Genomic DNA, 18,811 nt, shown 5'->3' on the forward strand with positions numbered 1-18,811 from the left:
ATGAAATTGATGTATTCACGTCTTTTACCGTGGCATTGGCCCTCAGTTATTCGGCTATTGGCGCTTCTCGCGCTGGCCTGTATACCCAGCTTGTCGACGGCAGTAACGGCCACGGCCACCGTTAATGTGACGGCGCGTTATGCAGGGCAGACCTGTTATTTCGACAGCAGTAGCCAGACGATCGATTTTGGCACGGTTAGCGCCATGCTGTTCGACAGCGCAGGTGCCACGGCATCCGGGACAGTGCGGAATTTTTCTGTAAAGGCTTACTGCCAAGAGGTTGGACTCGCCACGATGTATAGCTTCGAAACGACGGCGGATGCTAACGACAGCAAGCTGGTGAGAAACAGTGGTACTGCCACGGGGGTCGGCATTGCGCTCACGTATGTAAACGATGGGAACAGCGTACTGAATAACCCTTCTTTGACGTTGGGCAGCACTAATGGCTGGACGACGATCAATCTGTCGGCAGCATTACGCCGAACCAGTGGGACTTTCCAAGGCGGCACGGTCAGTGCGGCGGTGGTCGTCAAGCTCACTTACCTCTAATCACATTAGCAACTATTTAATTAATAAAAGGAAATTATTATGGTTGGCCTCGCCAAATTGTCATCGCTGATTTTCCGATTTACCGCGCTGCTGGTTGCGGTATTGGGATGGGGTAATACCGCTCATGCAGGCGGCACCGCAACCACCTCGTTGAATTTTACCGGGTCAATTGTTGGGAGTTGTGCCTTTGCTGATACGAGCAAAACGATTGAATTCGGCGACGTTAACGCACTGTTGTTTACTGGTGTCGGTACGGTACCGGACGGCACGGCCAAGGAGTTCACTACCGTCGTCAACTGTCAGGGGGCTGGTAGTCCTTACTATACCCTGAGCGGTACTGCGGACAGCAATGACAGCACCTTGATCCAGAACACCGGCACTGCCACGGGGGTTGGCATCCAATTGAGTACGGGGGGAACTGTTCTACAGCCGAATGACACGCAGCAAATTGCGACAACGCTGTCTGGCAACACCATCACGACGGCGTGGACCGCCCACTTGAAACAGACTATGACGACAATGAGTGCTGGCACGATCAGCGCGACAGCGACGCTTACGCTGAACTTCTCCTGATATTTCCCGCTATTGTGCGGCTACATAATAGGGTCTTTTTCGTGCCTAAATTATTTAAACCACTTATTCGAATTCTGGTTTCTATCGTTGTCTTGGCGGGGTGCTCAGGAACAACTTGGGCTGCCACCACAGGCACGGGTTTGTCATTCAGTGGCAATCTGGTCGCTGGCTGTGCTTACGATGTGGATGCTACTGGCGGTACGCTGAATATTACCGGTTGGCGACCTAATGACTTTAATGGGATTGGTTCCATACTGACCTCCAGAGCGGTGGTTATTCCGGTGACGGTACGTTGCCCTGCAACCAGCTATATGAAGGTCACCGTCATCGGTGTCGCTGACAGTAATGACGCGCAGGCACTCACTAACCAAGGGACGGCAACCGGGCTTGGCGTCATCCTCTATGATGAGGATACCAACTTTACCTTCACACCGAACGATGCCACTGGTGAAACCGTTACGGTACCGGCGAACGGCACGTTTAACCTGAATGCCGCGCTGAAGCAAACGGCCGCTTCCGTTACTCGAGGGACGATTTCCATTGCTGGCTCCATCATCATCATTGCGGTTCCCTGACTGACGCCTATGGGGAATCGCTTCCCCTGAGAAAACACGCTAACACAGGCCATTTATGGAGTAGTACCCATGAACTCAATATTCGTCTTTTTCATACTTAGCGCACTATTAGCATCTTTGCCTGCTGTTGCTGCGGGGGATTTTCATATCGGTGGGGAAAGCGCTCTTGTGACTTGTTCGCTGACGAACGCAGCGCTCACGGTGCCATTACCCACAGTTGACACCAATGTGCTAAGCACTGCTGGTGCCGTGGCGGGTGTCACACCGTTCCAAATATCAATGACCTGTGATGATACGGGGGGCATTGTAGTCTATGCAAATTTCGACGCTACAACGGGTGTGGATACGACAACGGGTAACCTGATCACCACCACAGGCACACAGGCGGCTACCAACGTGCAAATACAGATTCTGAACGCAGACCGAACAGTGGTTAATTTAGCTGATGGTGGGCAAACCACGCAGGATGCCGATCTTTCCTATGCCATTTCATGGACCTACTACGCCCAATATTATGCGACGGGTCAGGCAACCTCGGGCTCAGTCAGCGCCTACACCACTTTTATTATTGAGTTTATGTGAAATGATGCCGAAACCATTATTCATCTTCTCTATGACAAGGCCGGGGCGTTTATTGACCTGCGCTATGGCTCTTGTGTCGGTTTTTGTCAGCACATCAGCCCATGCTGCCGGTAGTGCGGCTGTCACCGTTAATTTCACTGGTTCGTACAAACGCGCTACTTGTACACTGGGCAGTTCGCAACGCACCATTGATCTGGGAGCTTTCAACAATACATCGGGTTTGACCTTAAACGGTAACATGCAGGATGGACCTAAGTCGGCTAACTATATGTTGATCTCTTGTGGTGGTGGTGTGGCTGTTCGCTATGCGGTCAACGGAACAGCGGACCCTGCGTCCCCGAATTTCTTCAAAAATACCTCAGTAAATTCACCTTCATCGGCATTCGTTCTGCTTTGGCGCGACAACACCACCAATAAAGATATGACGCCTAATAGTTGGTCATCGTGGTTAACGCCTGGCACGACGCCCATGACCTATTACGTACAGTTAAAGCGTAAGAACTCGCACATCAACAGCACGTTGTTTGGGTTGGTTAAGTGGGGGGTAGCCCAGGAGATGGTTTCTGGCCTGATCGAAATGAATCTGACAGTCAACCTTGAATATCAGTGAGTTATTACATATGAGTCTGCTTGCTATTTATTATCCGTGGCCTGTGTTAGCCACGCGCAGTATTGCCATATTAACTGCATGGGCGTGTCTGTCGGCTCAGGCTGGCAACAATGTTGCGATGACCTTCACTGGTAGCTATGTCAACTATACTTGCCAGCTCAATAACCAAACCGTGGCGGTGAATTTTGGTGCACTGAATCAGGATTCATTTTCTGGTACACAGGGTCCGACGAAACCTATCCCGATAACCATGAAATGTGTGGATGACATCACGCTCACCTACAGTTTAAGTGGGACCGCCGACCAGACTAACACGCGGGCGTTGAGGAACACCGCCACCAATGGAGCCACTGGCCTCGCGATTATGGTAAGCAATGAGGCGGGACAGGAGTTGGGGGTCAACCGATCGTTTTCAGCTAAGCAATCTGCTCTGAAGGCCACAGTAGTCAAAACGGCAACTACGCCGACCGACGGGCCGATTGCGGCCACCGCGACCATCACCATCGGCTATCCGTAATACCCAGTAATCACCGAGATGCAAATTATGTTTCACTATCCCTCTATGACTTTGTGCAAGCCATCGACTCAGCACTTACTTCTATCTTCCTTGTTAGTTTGTGGAATGAATTTTTTCGTTGCCGGCAATAGTTACGCGGCTTGTCACTGGATTGGCAAACCACAGTATCCAGCTTCACAGCAAGGTCCCGGTACGGCTAAGTTTACTTTCACGCCAGCAATGAATGGCAAGACGATTATTACTTCTAAGAACGATCCCATCGGTAAGGTGTATGCTAAAAGCGATAAGGCCTATGTCATCCATAATGCCGCCGCCACAGATTGCATCGGGACGACTTATTTTCAAAATAATATCGGTGCCAGTACGGCGATGTTGAACGGGAACATCTTCCCGACCAATGTTCCCGGTATTGGTTATCGTATCCAAGCGATAGGGGGGCTTTATTATTGGAATAGCGCGCCTTACCTTGATAATAGCGGTACACACTCCGTTGTCAGCAAAGAGGCGCATATTCCGCTGCAATATGAACTGTTTTTGGAGTTGATCAAGACCGGGCCAGTCTACGGTGGCACGCTTAACAGCGGTAAGATCGCATCATGGCACTGGGGAGCAAACCGATTGGTGGCGATCAACCTGTTATTAAATCCCACTATTAAGATCGCGCCCTCTATGCCGACGTGTAGCAACCCGAGCGCGGTTACGGTGAACTTTGGACAGATCAACCCGTCAACCTTGAATAATGCGGTACGCACGAGTGCTGTCGGTTTGAATTGCCAATCTGGAGTGAGCTACAACCTTGCTATCACTGGCACTGCCGACAGCGCCAACGGTAGCTTGCTGAGAAATACAGGAACGGCGAAAGGGCTGGGTATATTGGTGACAACCGATAGTGGCATCAGCTTGGTACCCAATAGCACCAACAGTTATTGGTTAACCCCGAACAACAGTACCATCAATGTAAAATCGATATTAACCAAGACGGGCAGCCCCGCCGAACCGACCAGCGGTACAATCAGCGCTCTAGCAACGTTGACCGTCAACTATCAGTAAAACGGAAGGGGATAAATACCCCTGTTCCAGATTTAAACGGTGAATATAACAATGAAGCTTAAGATGAGGGGGCTCATTTAAGCTTCATTTTCCAATCACAACCCGGTTCTTATTTATACGTCAAGGTAAAAGTCGCGGTACTGTTGGCCGTGCCAGCGGTGACTGTGCTACCGGTTTGGTAATAACGGGCGGTTAGCGGTATGGAATAAGCACCAGCGCTGGGGCTGGTACCGATACTGAGAATGGAACCTAAGGTAACGGGGCTGTTGTTGTACATTAGTTGCACGCCAAGGCCTGATGCCACGCCGGAGGTACCCGCGGAGGTCAATGCCAATACACCCGCGGTATTACTGCTGTCTGCGGTGCCATCCAACTGTAGTTTCACGGGGGTACCGGTGCTGCAATTGAGTGAAATGGCGTAGGCAGTCGCGGCAGAAGCGCTACCAATACCGGTAAAATCACTTTTCTGAACGTCCCCTAGCGTGACAGGGATAGTGGCGTTATTGACTGTGCAACTGGTGACGTTGACGTTAAAGGTGACGGCGGGCAGCACGATTGAGTTGGAGGTATAAAGAGCGTTGGCACTGGTATACCCCCCATAGGTACCCACTGTTTTAGATGCATTGGTGTAGGTGCCAGCAGTGAGTTTACTGGTGGCAACGAAGATAATTCTCGCATTGGCTCCTAAATCGGCCTTTGTATCTGTTGCTGTCCCTGAGGCAGGGTAAGTCTGTGTCAGAGATGTAGTCAAAGGAACATAGCTTGCTGCTGAGCCATCTATGACACCAATAGCATAACCGATGCCAGTAACTCCAGTTGGAAATACCGGATAAGTCAGACCATCGGCAGTATAAGTAATTCCTGAAGCGGTGCCGGTTCCGATAATTTTACCGTATTGAAGGTTGCCAAAAAGACCAAAAATTGAAGTGCCGCATACCCAAGATTTAGCCGTAGATGATGACCAACTTGATAATGCTGTCCCGGCATTAATACTGTCAACACCCCCGGTAATGGTGATAGCGCCGGGACTAAATGTGATGGTTTCACCGCAAGCCAACGCTTGTTTAATCTGTAAACTGCACAAGGCAAATAAAAACACAGACAAGTATTTTACATTTATTATTTTCATGATGTTGAGTCCTGTTCTCTACATATGTTCGGGAATAAATACGCATTACCGGCACGTAGCCTCAATGCCGTACATCACACCATTGGCCTGCTCAGGCAATTTGAAACTCACCTTGCATTGCTGATCGACGTTCTCGCCCCATTGCGCGAATAATTGCCCCTGCGGTGGAATACCGCTGAGGTAAACCTGACCGCTGTCACCCACAATGCCGGCATTCGGCGTAGCTTGGCTGTCAGCCTGTACCAGTGACACCGTGGCACCGAACGGCAGCGGTTTACCCTGATAATGCAAGGTGAACAATACCCGGCTGCCGACACGGGTGGTAAAGCTAGCCAATACCATCGCCCCTTTGGTAGGGATCACGGTTTGAGTGTTGGTCTCAATGTCTACGTCATCACCCATCGATTGGGTATCCAACGCAATGCGGTTTTTACGGTAAGTGCTGGCGTAAGGCACCACTGCATAGCCACGCCAGTCGGTATAGACACCAGTGTTGTTTTCCACCTTGAGGTTACTGGCACCGGGGGCGCGCACCAGTACCACGGTTTCACCCAACTGTTGGGAAAGTGTGACGCCATAAGGGTGAGCGACAATACCGCCTTGCAGGCCGTAGTTCACTTGACGTGAGCCGTCGCCGTAGTTGTAACCCGCGCTGGCTTCACCGTAGGTGCCTTTGTAGTTGGCGCTGGCGCTGCCGCTATTGCCACCGCCATGGTTGTTGTAGCTCTGTTGAACGTTATAGCTGAGGTTATTATCCGCCAGCGCCGTGCCGCTAATCCCTGCCTGCTGGGCGGTATTGCCGCGTTTATCGCTGTTAATACTGTAACTGGCCCAACTGTTTGGCAGCCATTTGCTTAAGGGGATTTGCAGGTTGAAGGCAAATTGTTGGTCATTAGCATTGTTGCCCGGCGCTTGGGTATAGGCGTAGCTTAGACCATAGCTGATACCGTTTAGGCTCAGGTTATAACCGGTACTGACAGTGCGTTCATAACCGCTTAATCCCCAGTAGTTCTGCTGGTAGGCAGAAATATAAATGCTACCGTATTTTTTTAACGATTGGCTGAGGTTCAACTGAGCCTTGGTGCGTTTGTTATAGTTCAGCCCCCAGTTATCCTCACTGCTTAACCCCATTTCGTTGGCTTCCTGAAAGGTGTAATAGCCCTGAGTGGAGTAGCGATACCCCGCCAGCGTGAAGGTGGTATCGGTGGCGGCAATGTCTTTAGCATATTGAATACGATACGACTGCCCCTGACCGCGAGTGTCATCGCGCAGCGTGGTATTGGCTTGTGTGACGTCGCCGGAGAGTGAACCCCATTCGCCAAAACCATGCCCTAAACCTAGGGTCGCCGCCCAGTAGTTATCGGCACCCAGTACACCTCCATAAACAGTGGTGTCATGAGGTAGGCCATAAATCAGTGTGGTTTGGCCAAAACCCGGTTTTCGACCCTCGCTGAGGGTGGAGCGGTATTTTCCGGCGGTCATGGCATATTTGAGGCGACCTTCACGTTGCATAATCGGCACCGCCGAGAAGGGCTGAACAAAATGCCGTTCGCTGCCATCCGCTTCGCGCACGGTGACATCCAAATCACCGCTGGATGAGGTGGGATACAGATCGCTGATAGCAAATGCACCCGGAGGCACATAAGTTTGGTAAATAACATAACCACTTTGCCGGATGGTGACCTGAGCATTAGACTGAGCAATACCGCGCACTACTGGTGCAAAGCCTTTCAGGCTGTCTGGCAGCATGGTGTCGTCGGAGGCTAGCTGCAATCCACTAAATTGAACGCTGTCGAAGACATCACCTAGCGTGCTGCTTTCCCCTAAGGTTAATTGCCCTTTCAGAGCTTGTACATCGCGCTGCACGTAAGTGTTGATGGTATTCCAGTGTTGCCCACCATGAGTACTATCGGTGTAAGTTGAATAGTTTCTCAGACGCCAAGCACCCAGATTCACTCCGCTACGCAGGTTTAGATAATAGTCGTTTTCCGTGCCGGGCTGTCCATCGCGTTGGGTACTAGAGCCGCTAAAGGTGTAATTCAACAACGCGGCTGGCAAGCCTTGATCCCATAAGGCCGGATCCACGTAGCCGCGCGCTTCGGCATTCAACGCCGCTTGTGGAATGCTAATATCCAGCCGTTGCTGGCTGAAATTAAAATCGCTGCTGGCATCGGGAATGTATTTACCGATATCCGTCACGGTGCCATCGGGAGGGAGTTGAGCCAAGGCAGTAAATGCCTGCTGCTTGATGCCCATATCAACCAGTTGTTGGGCAGTAAACTCAGGGTGCAATTTATTATTGAGCAGCACAAAGGTCAGGTTACGCGTATCAACCCGGTTACCGTTCAGATAAATATCAACGCGATAAACCCCGGGTATCTGCCCACCCACCTCAACAAAACGTGACAGGTCAACCGGCTGTTGCGTCGTATCCTGGATTTCCAGCGCGGCAGGGTTAAAGTAGTCCTCTGCGTACAGCCCCGGGCTGATAAACCCTAGAGCAAGAGTCAGGGCGCTAAAACGAAAGCACCCTGTAAAACGAACGCTGGCTTGTGAATGTTTTTCCATAATAAATCCTCTTCACCCATCAGGTGAAGGGCGAGTCCATCCCGCCCAAGTTAGCTACTAGGTAATATTTTTTTGTTTTCGAATATTTATCGATGAATCAGAGCTTCTGGTTGACTGCTGCGGAAATACCACCGTGATCGTTAATAGTTTGCCAACTGACTGAGGAAGGGGCGGTAGCAGGGATTGTCCAGGATAAACGGCCATGCGGCGCGACCATATCTGGATCTTTAACTTCCACATTACCCAATTTCACGTTGTAGAAAGAGACATAATAAGGTGTTGGGTTATCCACCAATAATTGGTTACCGCTACGGGTAAATGTGAGCTGCTTATAGGCATCCGACGCATTACCTGCCAACCTTGCTGGGCGATAAAACAATTTGATCCGGGTTTTGACCGAAATTAGCAGTTGGTTCTCATCGGTTTTTTTGCTGGCCGGGATAGATTTTATATCCAGCCAGAAAACCGATTCGCGATCTTTAGGTAAGTCATTGCTGGTAGACATAATACGCAGTACGTTCTCTTGCCCACTATCGAGTCGGAATAACGGCGGTGTAATAACGAACGGTGCTTTCTTAGTATCAGCATTAGGTTCTACCCAAGACTGGATTAAATAAGGAGGATCTTTTTCCGGGTTTTTAACTGATAGGGCGGCTTCTTTTTTACTGGCATCATAGACGACACGAGTACCACCAATAATAACGCCTGCTTGGGCAGAGCCTAAAATGCAAAGCAAACTGCTTGCAAGACCAATTTTAACCAATGAATGCATCAGGAAACTCTCCTTTCAGATGATTTTTAATATGTTAATGACAATGAATAACATCACTGTTATTCCCAATATGGGCTGAAAGGTCCGTTTCTTATGCTGTTAAATAAGCGGTGGGCGAAGACCCACCGCTTATTTAATAATGATTAGTTGTAGCTAATGGTAAAGTTGGTTGTTGCGTTCGCGGTACCCGCACCGACCGTTGCAGCGGTGGACATGTATTTGGCTACGTAGGTTACGGTGGCACCGTTAGTCGCAGTATCACCCGCACCGCTGGTTACCAGCGTAATATCTTGTGCCGCAGAGGTCAGAGGGATCAGGGTGTTACCGTCAGCTTCATACAATGCGACACCTAAACCTGTTGCGGTGGCATCGGTATTCAACGCCAGCAAGTTGCTGTTTACGCTATTTGCTGTGCCGTCAAATTTCACCGTCGCGGTGGTAGAAGAGATTGGACAGCCAGCAAATGTAATAGTGAAGCGGGTAGCACCAGTGGCTGAGCCAGCGGCGCTAAACGCGGATTTGTTGACGTTGCCCAAAGCGACAGTTTGTGATGCGGAGTTAGTATCAACAGTACAAGCAGTGTCCAGTACGTTACCCGTAAAATTAATCGTACCGTCAGCGGCTTGTACGGTAGAAATAGAACCTGCGAACAGAGCTAAAGCGATGATTTTTTTGTTCATAATAATTTCCCGACCCTGGTAATTATCATTACGAAGGGTGAATTTTATAAAGGTTTATAAAAATGTTTGATTGCAACCAATCTCCCTGGTTGCTGATTGAAATAATAATACACTCAGTCTTTAAAAATATGACCAAAGCACCTATTTACTAATAGGATAACTCTTATATTAAGTGAGTTTATTGGTTTTTATCTATATCAGTTCTAACTCTAGTGTATCCAATGGTTATATGGTAGTTTGCTCGTATAATGTTAAGTTAGACTGTCTATTGGGGGCGCGCGTGGGTAATTATTTAACGATGGGGGGCGAAAAGCCATTAATTGATATCATCGTTGCAGACAACGAGGTAATAACATTAACTCAGATTCATAAAATAATAAGTTCTATAGGATCAGTGACAACAGTTAACTCACAACAGGCGATGTTTGCCACATTGAGTTCCCAAAAATACGACATTGTTATTTTAGGTTTTGATTTTGAAAGTAATGTTGATGACATTAATATTATCAATGCGATAAAGAAAATAGATAATAAGATAAAAGTGATCAAGATCCTGCATCAAGACGATGTGTTTAACGTTCGTTGTCTATTGAGATTTGGTGTCCAAGGCTTTATCAGGATAGAGGATGTCAGAACCGGGGCTCTGTATGGAAAAGCGAATAGGCTATTTTCACAGGAGTTTTACCTTGATGAGGTTATCTCTGCACTGTTGATTGAGGATGAAATTAGCCCGCTACACCAGAAACTAAGGTCGTGCTTGAGTAAGAAAGAATGCGAAGTGGTTCTTCGGCTCTTCACCGGGGATACGGTGACGGAGATTTCTCAAAAAACCAACCGCAGCGTTAAGACCGTCAGTGGGCAAAAAATCAGCGCCATGAAGAAACTCGATACTAAAAATAATTTCGAGCTGTTCTCGTTACTCTCCACATTTAACCAATGCACTTAAGTGATCGCCTGATGGGTTGACGTTTGATAAGACTGACAGAATCCCTAGGCAGAGTTTTTGATTCTGCCTGCGGCAACATGTCACCCCGCGACGAACAGATTAGAATCCGAGAGTAACCGATAAGAGAATGCTAGAAATATAAATAAGATCTCTGGGGAAATAATGATAAAAATATAAGGAAAAAACACTAAAGCTTTAATTAATCCTGCCGATAAACCATTTTGGCCAGTATCGCCTAAAAAACACCAATAAAAGTACGTCTTCTCCCAACCCTCCCTGAAACATATCGTTACCCCTGTTGACTTGTTCACGATGTAGACAGCTTGTCTTTAACAAAAAATGAGTTATTGGGGATAATTTTCCAGGAAAGTTCTGTAATTTTTAGGCTTATAGAGGTTTATTCATGGCTTATAATCCCGGTGGGTTACTTATTGTTATACATACATTATGGTTTTTTTGTTGGATTAAAATGCTGATATTTGGCTTAGTAATTAGGTTTTTATTCTGTAATTTTGGTTTGGTTATGCTTTTGTTCGAATTGATCTAAAAACGATAATTTTTTGCCTCATATACCTTGTTTTTAAGATGCTTTTTTACTTAAGACTGTTTTATATGCAGTGTTTTGTTCGAAAAATGTGCATAACCATGAATATTTGGCTTAAATATTTTTTATTTTTGTGATTCCCATCACATTGTATTTAAAATTGCCTCTTCATTACATTGTGTGTGCTAATGGTTCGGGGGTAGAGTTGCGTTGTTTTAGGAATAATCTTATTAAATTTGTAAGAATACTTTCATGGTGTTTAAACACTTAAGAAGCAAGAATACTGTGCATCCGTACATATTAATTTATACACGTATCAAATACTAAATGACCATTTTAGTTTCGCGTTAACACAAAGTTTACGGTAGCTGTCATTTAAGAATTCATTTGCCAGCTTCGGGAATAAACCCAGGTCACGGGCGATAAAAATTATCACCCAGCGTATGTTTTTAAACATAGTCTGTCGGGATGGGGAATATGGGTACGTCTGAATTACTTAAGCATATTTATGACATCAACCTGTCATATTTACTTTTAGCACAGCGTCTGATTAATGATGAGAAAGCTTCGGCAATGTTCCGTTTGGGAATTGACGAAACCATGGCTGATACACTCTATCAACTCACGTTACCGCAAATGGTCAAGTTGGCGGAAACCAATCAACTGGTTTGCCACTTCCGTTTTGACGATCACAACACCATTGAGCGTCTGACCAAAGAATCGCGCGTGGACGATCTCCAGCAAATTCACACGGGTATTTTGCTCTCCAGTCATTTACTGCAAGGGCTAGCGGCGAAAGACCATAGTGCGATGAAGAAAAGAGCCTGATGATGGTAGAGAAAAGTATTGTTCAGGAAGCCAAGGATATTCAGCTCGCTATGGAGCTGATTACCTTGGGTGCGCGCTTGCAGATGTTGGAAAGCGAAACGCAGCTCAGTCGTGGGCGTTTGATCAAGCTCTATAAGGAGTTGCGCGGCAGCCCGCCGCCAAAGGGAATGCTGCCATTCTCTACTGACTGGTTTATGACATGGGAGCAAAACATCCATTCGTCGATGTTTTATAACGCCTATCAATTCCTATTGAAATCAGGGCAGTGCACGGGTGTTGAGGCGGTGATCAAAGCTTATCGTCTGTACCTGGAGCAGTGTCCGCATCAACCGGGTGAAGCTCCGTTACTGGCCTTGACTCGTGCTTGGACCTTAGTTCGTTTTGTTGATAGCGACATGTTGCAGCTCTCTGCCTGCAACTGTTGTGGTGGTACGTTTATTACCCATGCACACCAGCCTGTGCACGGTTTTGTTTGCAGTTTATGCCAGCCTCCATCCCGCGCAGTAAAAAGACGTAAACTTTCGCCGCAACTGGCCGATATTATTCCACAACTGCTGGACGAGCAGGTTAAACGCGCGGTCTGAGCCTGATTTTTGGGCTGACTGAGATTAACAACTCGTGAAACGTAGGGCACAGCGACTGACTGTGCCCTCGCTGCCATCGCGCGCTTATCCTTCCTTCTATCCTCTTGTCAATTTAAGGAATGCGTGTGTTAGTCATTTTGGGTTATCTCGTGGTACTTGGCGCGGTATTTGGCGGCTACTTGATTGTTGGTGGTCACCTAGGTGCGCTCTATCAACCGGCAGAGTTTTTGATTATCGGTGGCGCAGGGATTGGGGCATTTATCGTCGGCAATAATGGCAAGGCGATCAAATCCACTCTGCGTGCACTGCCAAAACTGATGCGCCGTTCAAAATACAACAAAGATCTGTATATGGATCTGATGGCGCTGCTGTTCCGCTTACTGGCCAAATCACGTCAACAAGGCATGTTGTCCCTCGAGTTTGATATCGATAATCCACAAGAAAGTGAAATTTTCTCTAATTATCCCCGCATCCTTGCCGATAACACCTTGGTGGAATTTATTACCGACTATTTGCGGTTAATGGTGAGTGGCAATATGAATGCGTTCGAAATCGAAGCGCTGATGGACGAAGAGATCGAGACGTTCGAGCAGGAGAGTGAAGTTCCCGCCGGCAGTTTGGCGATGGTGGGGGATTCGTTGCCTGCTTTCGGTATTGTCGCGGCAGTGATGGGTGTCGTTCACGCGTTGGCATCGGCTGACCGACCAGCCGCGGAGCTGGGCGCCTTGATCGCCAATGCGATGGTGGGCACCTTCCTTGGTATTTTGTTGGCGTATGGTTTTATTTCACCGTTAGCCACGTTGTTGCGCCAGAAAAGCGCAGAAAACGTCAAGATGATGCAGTGCATCAAAGTGACATTGCTGTCGAGCTTGAATGGATATGCGCCACAAATCGCGGTCGAATTTGGTCGCAAAACGTTGTACACCACCGAACGTCCATCCTTCGTTGAACTGGAAGAGCATGTGCGCCGAGTTAAAGCGCCGGCACAACAGCCAACGGAAGAAGAAGCATGAAACGGAACCATCCGGTCATCTTGGTCAGAAAGCGTAAAGCGCATCACGCCGCACACCACGGTGGTTCGTGGAAAATTGCCTATGCCGACTTTATGACTGCCATGATGGCCTTCTTTCTGGTGATGTGGTTATTGGCCATCGCCAGCCCGCAAGAGTTAACGCAGATCGCCGAGTATTTTCGTACCCCACTGAAAGTTGCACTGACGACGGGCAATAAAAGCAGCTCTGAAAGTAGCCCTATTCCCGGCGGTGGCGACGATCCAACCCAGCAAGAAGGGTTAGTGAAAAAGCAGGTGGACTCGGCAGAAAAGCGCGCGGAAGAACTGCGTTTGAATAAGCTGCGCGAGAAACTGGATGAATTGATTGAATCCGACCCACGTCTGAAAGCGTTGCGGCCACATTTGTTGATCAGCATGATGGATGAAGGGTTACGCATTCAGATTATTGATAGCCAGAATCGCCCGATGTTTAAAACCGGCAGCGCGCAAGTCGAAAGTTACATGCGTGATATCTTGCGGGCAATTGCGCCGATCTTGAACGACTTACCCAATAAAATCAGCTTATCAGGCCATACCGATGACATGCCTTATGCCACCGGTGAGCGCTACTACAGTAACTGGGAGCTCTCTGCCGATCGTGCCAATGCTTCACGCCGCGAATTGATCGCGGGTGGGCTGTCCGAAGGCAAAGTGCTGCGTGTGGTTGGCATGGCATCCAGCATGAGCCTGAAACAGCGCAGTGCGGATGATGCGATTAACCGTCGGATTACCGTGTTAGTGCTGAATAAAGAGACTCAACAAAGCATTGAACATGAAAATGCGGAAAGTAACGCCACCGAAATAGGTCAACCAGAGGCATTGAAACAGCTGCCTGTGCAGGCAATAACTCCTCCAACTAACAGCGAGCCACAACCGAGGTGATCCAGTGAGCATGGATATTAGCGCTTTTTATCAGACCTTTTTCGATGAGGCCGACGAGCTGCTGGCCGATATGGAGCAACATCTGTTGGAGCTGGACCCTCTGGCGCCAGATATTGAACCACTGAATGCCATTTTCCGCGCGGCTCACTCAATCAAGGGCGGGGCAGCTACTTTTGGTTTTACCGTATTGCAGGAAACTACCCACCTGCTGGAGAACCTGCTGGATGGTGCAAGGCGCCAGGAAATGAGCCTAAGCACCGAAATTATCAACCTGTTTCTGGAAACCAAAGACATTATGCAGGAGCAATTGGACGCTTATAAAACGTCACAAAAACCTGATGCCGATAGCTTTGAATACATCTGTCAGGCACTGCGGCAGCTCGCTCTGGAAGCACAGCAAGATGCGCCAGTGGCATCCGCACCAGAAGCTGAACTTGCCGTGGCTCCGAAGATGAGTGCGCCAGCGGCGATCGACGGCGGGATGCGAATTTGTTTGAGTGGCCTGAAGCCGAACGAAATCCCGTTAATGCTGGAAGAGCTAGGCAATTTGGGTGAGGTGAAAAACCCACAACAGACTGAAAATAGTCTGGAAGTGACCTTACTGACCTCAGCTAGTGAAGACGATATCAGCGCAGTCTTGTGTTTTGTGTTGGAACCGGAACAGATTCACTTCGCCACCGCCGCCCAACCTGAAGTTCAAGCGGCTGCGGTTCCTGCACCAGTAGAAGTTTTGCCGGTGGCTACATTAGAACCCGTCGCTAAACCGGCTCCGGCGGTAGAAGCACCCAAAGCCCGTGCTAAAGCCAGTGAATCCAGCAGTATCCGCGTGGCGGTAGAAAAAGTGGATCAGTTGATCAATCTGGTTGGTGAATTGGTGATCACCCAATCCATGTTGGCGCAACGTTCCGGCACGCTAGACCCGGTCAATCATGGTGATTTACTCAATAGTATGAGCCAGTTAGAGCGTAACGCGCGCGACTTGCAAGAGTCGGTGATGTCAGTCCGCATGATGCCAATGGAATACGTATTCAGCCGTTTCCCGCGTTTGGTACGTGACCTTGCCAGCAAGTTGGACAAACAGGTCGAGCTGACTCTGCAAGGTAGTTCGACGGAGCTGGATAAGAGCCTGATCGAACGCATTATCGACCCGCTGACTCACTTGGTGCGTAACAGCCTCGATCACGGTATCGAAGATCCCGCCACGCGTGTCGCCGCGGGCAAAGCCGAAGTCGGTAATCTGATCCTGTCGGCAGAACACCAAGGCGGCAATATCTGTATTGAAGTGACCGACGATGGTGCTGGCTTGAACCGTGAAAAAATCCTCGCCAAAGCGTTATCGCAAGGGTTGCCGGTCAGCGACAGCATGAGCGATGAAGACGTAGGTATGCTGATTTTTGCTCCAGGCTTTTCCACCGCAGAACAGGTCACGGACGTCTCTGGTCGCGGCGTCGGTATGGACGTAGTGAAAAGAAATATTCAGGAGATGGGCGGTCACGTTGAAATTCACTCGCAGGCGGGCAAAGGCACATCCATCCGCATCCTGCTGCCGTTGACCTTGGCGATCCTCGATGGCATGTCGGTCAAAGTGAACGACGAAGTGTTTATTTTACCGCTGAACGCGGTGATGGAGTCGTTACAACCGCAAGCAGAGGATTTACATCCGCTGGCTGGTGGTGAGCGCGTACTGCAAGTGCGCGGAGAGTATTTACCGCTGGTTGAGTTGTATCAAGTATTCGATGTGGAAGGGGCTAAAACCGAAGCCACCCAAGGCATCGTGGTGATCCTGCAAAGCGCGGGTCGCCGCTATGCACTGCTGGTTGATCAACTGATCGGTCAACATCAGGTGGTGGTGAAGAATTTGGAAAGCAACTACCGCAAAGTGCCGGGTATCTCTGCTGCCACCATCTTGGGCGATGGTAGCGTAGCGCTGATCGTTGATGTATCGGCATTGCAAACATTGAACCGCGAAAAACGTCTGACGGACGTTGCTGCATAACAATTAACATAAGAGGTGCACATGGCAGGGCTTGCAACCGTCAGCAAATTGGCTGGCGAAACGGTAGGGCAGGAGTTCCTGATTTTTACACTGGGTGAAGAAGAGTACGGCATCGATATTCTTAAAGTGCAGGAGATTCGCGGCTACGATCAAGTCACGCGTATCGCCAACACGCCAGCGTTTATCAAAGGAGTGACTAACTTACGCGGTGTGATTGTGCCGATTCTCGATCTGCGCGTGAAGTTTGCCCAGCAAGATGTTTCGTATGATGAGAACACCGTGGTGATCGTACTGAACTTCGGGCAACGGGTAGTGGGCATTGTGGTGGATGGTGTTTCCGACGTGCTGTCGTTGACCGCCGATCAAATTCGCCCGGCACCGGAGTTTGCCGTCACGCTGGCAACCGAATATCTCACCGGTTTAGGCTCGCTAGGTGAGCGTATGTTGATCTTGGTCGACATTGAAAAACTGCTGAGCAGTGATGAGATGTCGCTGATCGATAACGTCGCGAAAAGCGCCTGAATTTAATCATCTGGGGTATCGAAATCGGTGCCCCTGTGCCGAAAGTCGTACCCACCAAAAATAGTGACCTCGCAGGCTAAAGTTTCCCTTCATAGCGCCGATACCCCCTACAGTCAACATACTCAGAGCCTGTCGACTGGGCTCTCAAGAAGGGAAAAAATGCTTAATCGTATGAAGGTGGTCACCAGCTTATTGTTGGTACTGGTGCTATTTGGTGCCTTGCAATTGGTCTCCGGCGGATTGTTCTTTACCGCACTCAAGACCGACAAAGAAAACTTCACAGTATTACAAACCATCCGCCAGCAACAATCCGAGCTGAACGAAAGTTGGGTTGGCCTGCTGCAAACCCGTAATACTCTAAACCGCGCGGGTATTCGTTACATGATGGATGCCAATAAAATCGGCAGCGGAGCCACCGTGGATGAACTGCTTGCGGTAGCCAAAAGCTCGATCGTTGTTGCCGAACAGCATTACGCCAACTATGAACAAATCCCACAAGATGCCAACCAAGACGCGCAAGCGGCTGAAAAATTAAAGCAAAATTACACCATTTTGCATGGTGCATTGTCCGAACTGATCCAATTATTGGGTAGCGGCAAGATCAATGAGTTTTTCGACCAACCGACGCAAAGTTATCAGGATGGTTTTGAACAGGCCTATAACAGCTATTTGGTTCAGAACGACAAACTGTATTTGAACGCAGTTGCCAACAGTAATGACTCATTCAATTTCGCCCTGTGGACTTTGGGTGTGGTGTTAGCGGTAGTCTTGGCGGTTATCGTCTTGGTATGGCTGGGCATTCATAAAATCCTAGTGCAACCGCTGAATCACATGATCGATCATATTAAACAGATTGCCGCAGGCGATCTGACTCAATCGATCGATGCCGCTGGCCGTAATGAAATGGGGATGTTGGCCGCGAACCTGAAAAACATGCAGGGCGAATTAATCAAAACCGTTAGCGGTGTGCGCCACGGTGCAGACGCTATCTACAGCGGTGCTTCTGAAATCGCCGCCGGGAATAACGATCTCTCTTCTCGTACTGAACAGCAAGCCGCCTCACTGGAAGAAACCGCTGCCAGCATGGAGCAGTTAACCGCCACGGTAAAACAGAATGCTGAAAACGCGCGTCAAGCCAGTCAGTTGGCGTTGAGTGCGTCGGAAACCGCGCAGAAAGGCGGCAAAGTAGTGGCGAACGTGGTGCAAACCATGCACGACATCGCAGGCAGTTCGCAAAAAATTGCTGACATCACCAGTGTGATCGACGGCATTGCTTTCCAAACCAACATTCTGGCGCTGAACGCGGCGGTAGAAGCGGCACGAGCCGGTGAACAAGGCCGTGGTTTTGCGGTGGTTGCCGGTGAAGTGCGTAATCTGGCACAGCGTAGCGCGCAAGCAGCCAAAGAAATCAAAGGATTGATCGAAGACTCCGTCAGCCGTGTCGATATGGGCTCTGTGCTGGTGGAAAGTGCCGGTGAAACCATGGGCGACATCGTTAATGCTGTCACTCGCGTCACCGACATCATGGGTGAGATCGCTTCAGCCTCTGATGAGCAGAGTCGCGGTATCGATCAGGTTGGCCAAGCCGTTTCCGAAATGGATCGCGTGACGCAGCAGAACGCCTCGTTGGTGGAAGAATCTGCTTCTGCGGCCGCGGCTCTGGAAGAACAGGCTAGTCGCCTGACGCAATCCGTCGCCGTATTCCGACTGAAAGCGGAAGGTTTGGGCGAATTTAAATCAACACCAGTCAATAGCAAAATCATTACACCAACCATAAATAAAAAAATGAACGCCAGCGATCTGCAAGATAACTGGGAAACGTTCTGATTGACCTTGAGTAGTCACATCTTCTT

At 49.0% G+C, this 18,811-nt stretch carries 19 protein-coding genes; 15 read left to right on the forward strand and 4 right to left on the reverse strand.

Annotated features, from left to right (window positions below; all coding sequences use genetic code 11):
• The 7 genes from AC3ISQ_RS08830 to AC3ISQ_RS08860 all read left to right on the forward strand — a co-directional run bounded on the left by AC3ISQ_RS08830 (nt 1) and on the right by AC3ISQ_RS08860 (nt 4,456).
• Entirely contained in the window at nt 1–549 is a 549-nt protein-coding gene (locus tag AC3ISQ_RS08830; protein ID WP_489352398.1) for a fimbrial protein, read from the forward strand.
• Between the two features lie 39 nt (nt 550–588).
• Nucleotides 589–1,122, forward strand: coding sequence for a fimbrial protein (locus AC3ISQ_RS08835; protein WP_489352400.1), 534 nt, complete (start codon nt 589–591; stop codon nt 1,120–1,122).
• A 41-nt stretch (nt 1,123–1,163) separates the two neighbouring features.
• On the forward strand, nt 1,164–1,697 hold the full coding sequence (locus AC3ISQ_RS08840) for a fimbrial protein (protein ID WP_489352402.1): 534 nt from the start codon (nt 1,164–1,166) through the stop codon (nt 1,695–1,697).
• Nucleotides 1,698–1,766: 69 nt separating this feature from the next.
• On the forward strand, nt 1,767–2,279 hold the full coding sequence (locus AC3ISQ_RS08845) for a fimbrial protein (RefSeq protein WP_489352404.1): 513 nt from the start codon (nt 1,767–1,769) through the stop codon (nt 2,277–2,279).
• A 64-nt stretch (nt 2,280–2,343) separates the two neighbouring features.
• Nucleotides 2,344–2,889 (forward strand): fimbrial protein, encoded by a 546-nt coding sequence (locus tag AC3ISQ_RS08850; RefSeq protein ID WP_489352406.1) that lies wholly within the window; start codon nt 2,344–2,346, stop codon nt 2,887–2,889.
• 10 nt (nt 2,890–2,899) lie between these two features.
• Nucleotides 2,900–3,406, forward strand: coding sequence for a fimbrial protein (locus AC3ISQ_RS08855; protein ID WP_489352407.1), 507 nt, complete (start codon nt 2,900–2,902; stop codon nt 3,404–3,406).
• Nucleotides 3,407–3,511: 105 nt separating this feature from the next.
• Nucleotides 3,512–4,456 (forward strand): fimbrial protein, encoded by a 945-nt coding sequence (locus AC3ISQ_RS08860; protein ID WP_489352409.1) that lies wholly within the window; start codon nt 3,512–3,514, stop codon nt 4,454–4,456.
• A gap of 109 nt (nt 4,457–4,565) precedes the next feature.
• Here AC3ISQ_RS08860 and AC3ISQ_RS08865 read toward each other — a convergent pair whose 3' ends face one another.
• From AC3ISQ_RS08865 to AC3ISQ_RS08880, 4 genes are all read right to left on the reverse strand, one after another.
• Nucleotides 4,566–5,585, reverse strand: coding sequence for a fimbrial protein (locus AC3ISQ_RS08865; RefSeq protein WP_489352411.1), 1,020 nt, complete (start codon nt 5,583–5,585; stop codon nt 4,566–4,568).
• Nucleotides 5,586–5,630: 45 nt separating this feature from the next.
• Entirely contained in the window at nt 5,631–8,153 is a 2,523-nt protein-coding gene (locus AC3ISQ_RS08870; protein ID WP_489352413.1) for a fimbria/pilus outer membrane usher protein, read from the reverse strand.
• Between the two features lie 97 nt (nt 8,154–8,250).
• A complete protein-coding gene (locus AC3ISQ_RS08875) occupies nt 8,251–8,925 on the reverse strand; it encodes a fimbrial biogenesis chaperone (RefSeq protein WP_489352415.1) in 675 nt (224 codons plus the stop codon).
• A 143-nt stretch (nt 8,926–9,068) separates the two neighbouring features.
• The gene (locus AC3ISQ_RS08880; protein ID WP_489352417.1) at nt 9,069–9,605 is read right to left on the reverse strand and encodes a fimbrial protein; all 537 of its coding nucleotides are present in this window, start codon (nt 9,603–9,605) and stop codon (nt 9,069–9,071) included.
• 280 nt (nt 9,606–9,885) lie between these two features.
• Between AC3ISQ_RS08880 and AC3ISQ_RS08885 the strand changes: the two genes are divergently transcribed.
• The 8 genes from AC3ISQ_RS08885 to tsr all read left to right on the forward strand — a co-directional run bounded on the left by AC3ISQ_RS08885 (nt 9,886) and on the right by tsr (nt 18,785).
• Complete coding sequence (locus AC3ISQ_RS08885) at nt 9,886–10,551, forward strand: LuxR C-terminal-related transcriptional regulator (RefSeq protein WP_489352419.1); 666 nt, start codon at nt 9,886–9,888, stop codon at nt 10,549–10,551.
• Nucleotides 10,552–11,572: 1,021 nt separating this feature from the next.
• The gene (gene flhD, locus AC3ISQ_RS08890) at nt 11,573–11,923 is read left to right on the forward strand and encodes a flagellar transcriptional regulator FlhD (protein WP_489352421.1); all 351 of its coding nucleotides are present in this window, start codon (nt 11,573–11,575) and stop codon (nt 11,921–11,923) included.
• Nucleotides 11,923–12,507 carry a flagellar transcriptional regulator FlhC gene (gene flhC / locus AC3ISQ_RS08895; RefSeq protein ID WP_489352423.1) on the forward strand — a complete coding sequence of 195 codons (585 nt, stop codon included), beginning with the start codon at nt 11,923–11,925 and terminating at the stop codon, nt 12,505–12,507. Before flhD ends, flhC begins: the two co-directional genes overlap by 1 nt.
• A gap of 125 nt (nt 12,508–12,632) precedes the next feature.
• Complete coding sequence (gene motA / locus AC3ISQ_RS08900) at nt 12,633–13,520, forward strand: flagellar motor stator protein MotA (RefSeq protein WP_489352424.1); 888 nt, start codon at nt 12,633–12,635, stop codon at nt 13,518–13,520.
• Complete coding sequence (gene motB / locus AC3ISQ_RS08905) at nt 13,517–14,440, forward strand: flagellar motor protein MotB (protein WP_489352426.1); 924 nt, start codon at nt 13,517–13,519, stop codon at nt 14,438–14,440. The genes motA and motB overlap by 4 nt, the downstream gene beginning before the upstream one ends.
• 4 nt (nt 14,441–14,444) lie before the next feature.
• Nucleotides 14,445–16,436 carry a chemotaxis protein CheA gene (cheA, locus tag AC3ISQ_RS08910; RefSeq protein ID WP_489352428.1) on the forward strand — a complete coding sequence of 664 codons (1,992 nt, stop codon included), beginning with the start codon at nt 14,445–14,447 and terminating at the stop codon, nt 16,434–16,436.
• A gap of 21 nt (nt 16,437–16,457) precedes the next feature.
• Nucleotides 16,458–16,958 carry a chemotaxis protein CheW gene (cheW, locus tag AC3ISQ_RS08915; RefSeq protein WP_489352430.1) on the forward strand — a complete coding sequence of 167 codons (501 nt, stop codon included), beginning with the start codon at nt 16,458–16,460 and terminating at the stop codon, nt 16,956–16,958.
• Nucleotides 16,959–17,117: 159 nt separating this feature from the next.
• Nucleotides 17,118–18,785: a methyl-accepting chemotaxis protein gene (tsr, locus tag AC3ISQ_RS08920; RefSeq protein ID WP_489352431.1), complete on the forward strand. Its 1,668-nt coding sequence runs from the start codon at nt 17,118–17,120 to the stop codon at nt 18,783–18,785.
• The last annotated feature ends 26 nt before the right edge of the window (nt 18,786–18,811 follow it).

The sequence above is a fragment of the Serratia sp. KH_031 genome, assembly GCF_057839655.1.

Bases quoted from the DNA above. Each gene is read 5' to 3' on its own strand.
- AC3ISQ_RS08855 (WP_489352407.1), top strand. From the start codon at position 2,900: ATGAGTCTGCTTGCTATTTATTATCCGTGGCCTGTGTTAGCCACGCGC.
- AC3ISQ_RS08875 (WP_489352415.1), bottom strand. From the start codon at position 8,925: ATGCATTCATTGGTTAAAATTGGTCTTGCAAGCAGTTTGCTTTGCATT.
- AC3ISQ_RS08830 (WP_489352398.1), top strand. From the start codon at position 1: ATGAAATTGATGTATTCACGTCTTTTACCGTGGCATTGGCCCTCAGTT.
- AC3ISQ_RS08845 (WP_489352404.1), top strand. From the start codon at position 1,767: ATGAACTCAATATTCGTCTTTTTCATACTTAGCGCACTATTAGCATCT.
- cheW (WP_489352430.1), top strand. From the start codon at position 16,458: ATGGCAGGGCTTGCAACCGTCAGCAAATTGGCTGGCGAAACGGTAGGG.
- flhC (WP_489352423.1), top strand. From the start codon at position 11,923: ATGATGGTAGAGAAAAGTATTGTTCAGGAAGCCAAGGATATTCAGCTC.
- flhD (WP_489352421.1), top strand. From the start codon at position 11,573: ATGGGTACGTCTGAATTACTTAAGCATATTTATGACATCAACCTGTCA.
- AC3ISQ_RS08870 (WP_489352413.1), bottom strand. From the start codon at position 8,153: ATGGAAAAACATTCACAAGCCAGCGTTCGTTTTACAGGGTGCTTTCGT.
- AC3ISQ_RS08860 (WP_489352409.1), top strand. From the start codon at position 3,512: ATGAATTTTTTCGTTGCCGGCAATAGTTACGCGGCTTGTCACTGGATT.
- AC3ISQ_RS08850 (WP_489352406.1), top strand. From the start codon at position 2,344: ATGGCTCTTGTGTCGGTTTTTGTCAGCACATCAGCCCATGCTGCCGGT.
- AC3ISQ_RS08880 (WP_489352417.1), bottom strand. From the start codon at position 9,605: ATGAACAAAAAAATCATCGCTTTAGCTCTGTTCGCAGGTTCTATTTCT.
- tsr (WP_489352431.1), top strand. From the start codon at position 17,118: ATGCTTAATCGTATGAAGGTGGTCACCAGCTTATTGTTGGTACTGGTG.
- AC3ISQ_RS08835 (WP_489352400.1), top strand. From the start codon at position 589: ATGGTTGGCCTCGCCAAATTGTCATCGCTGATTTTCCGATTTACCGCG.
- motB (WP_489352426.1), top strand. From the start codon at position 13,517: ATGAAACGGAACCATCCGGTCATCTTGGTCAGAAAGCGTAAAGCGCAT.
- AC3ISQ_RS08865 (WP_489352411.1), bottom strand. From the start codon at position 5,585: ATGAAAATAATAAATGTAAAATACTTGTCTGTGTTTTTATTTGCCTTG.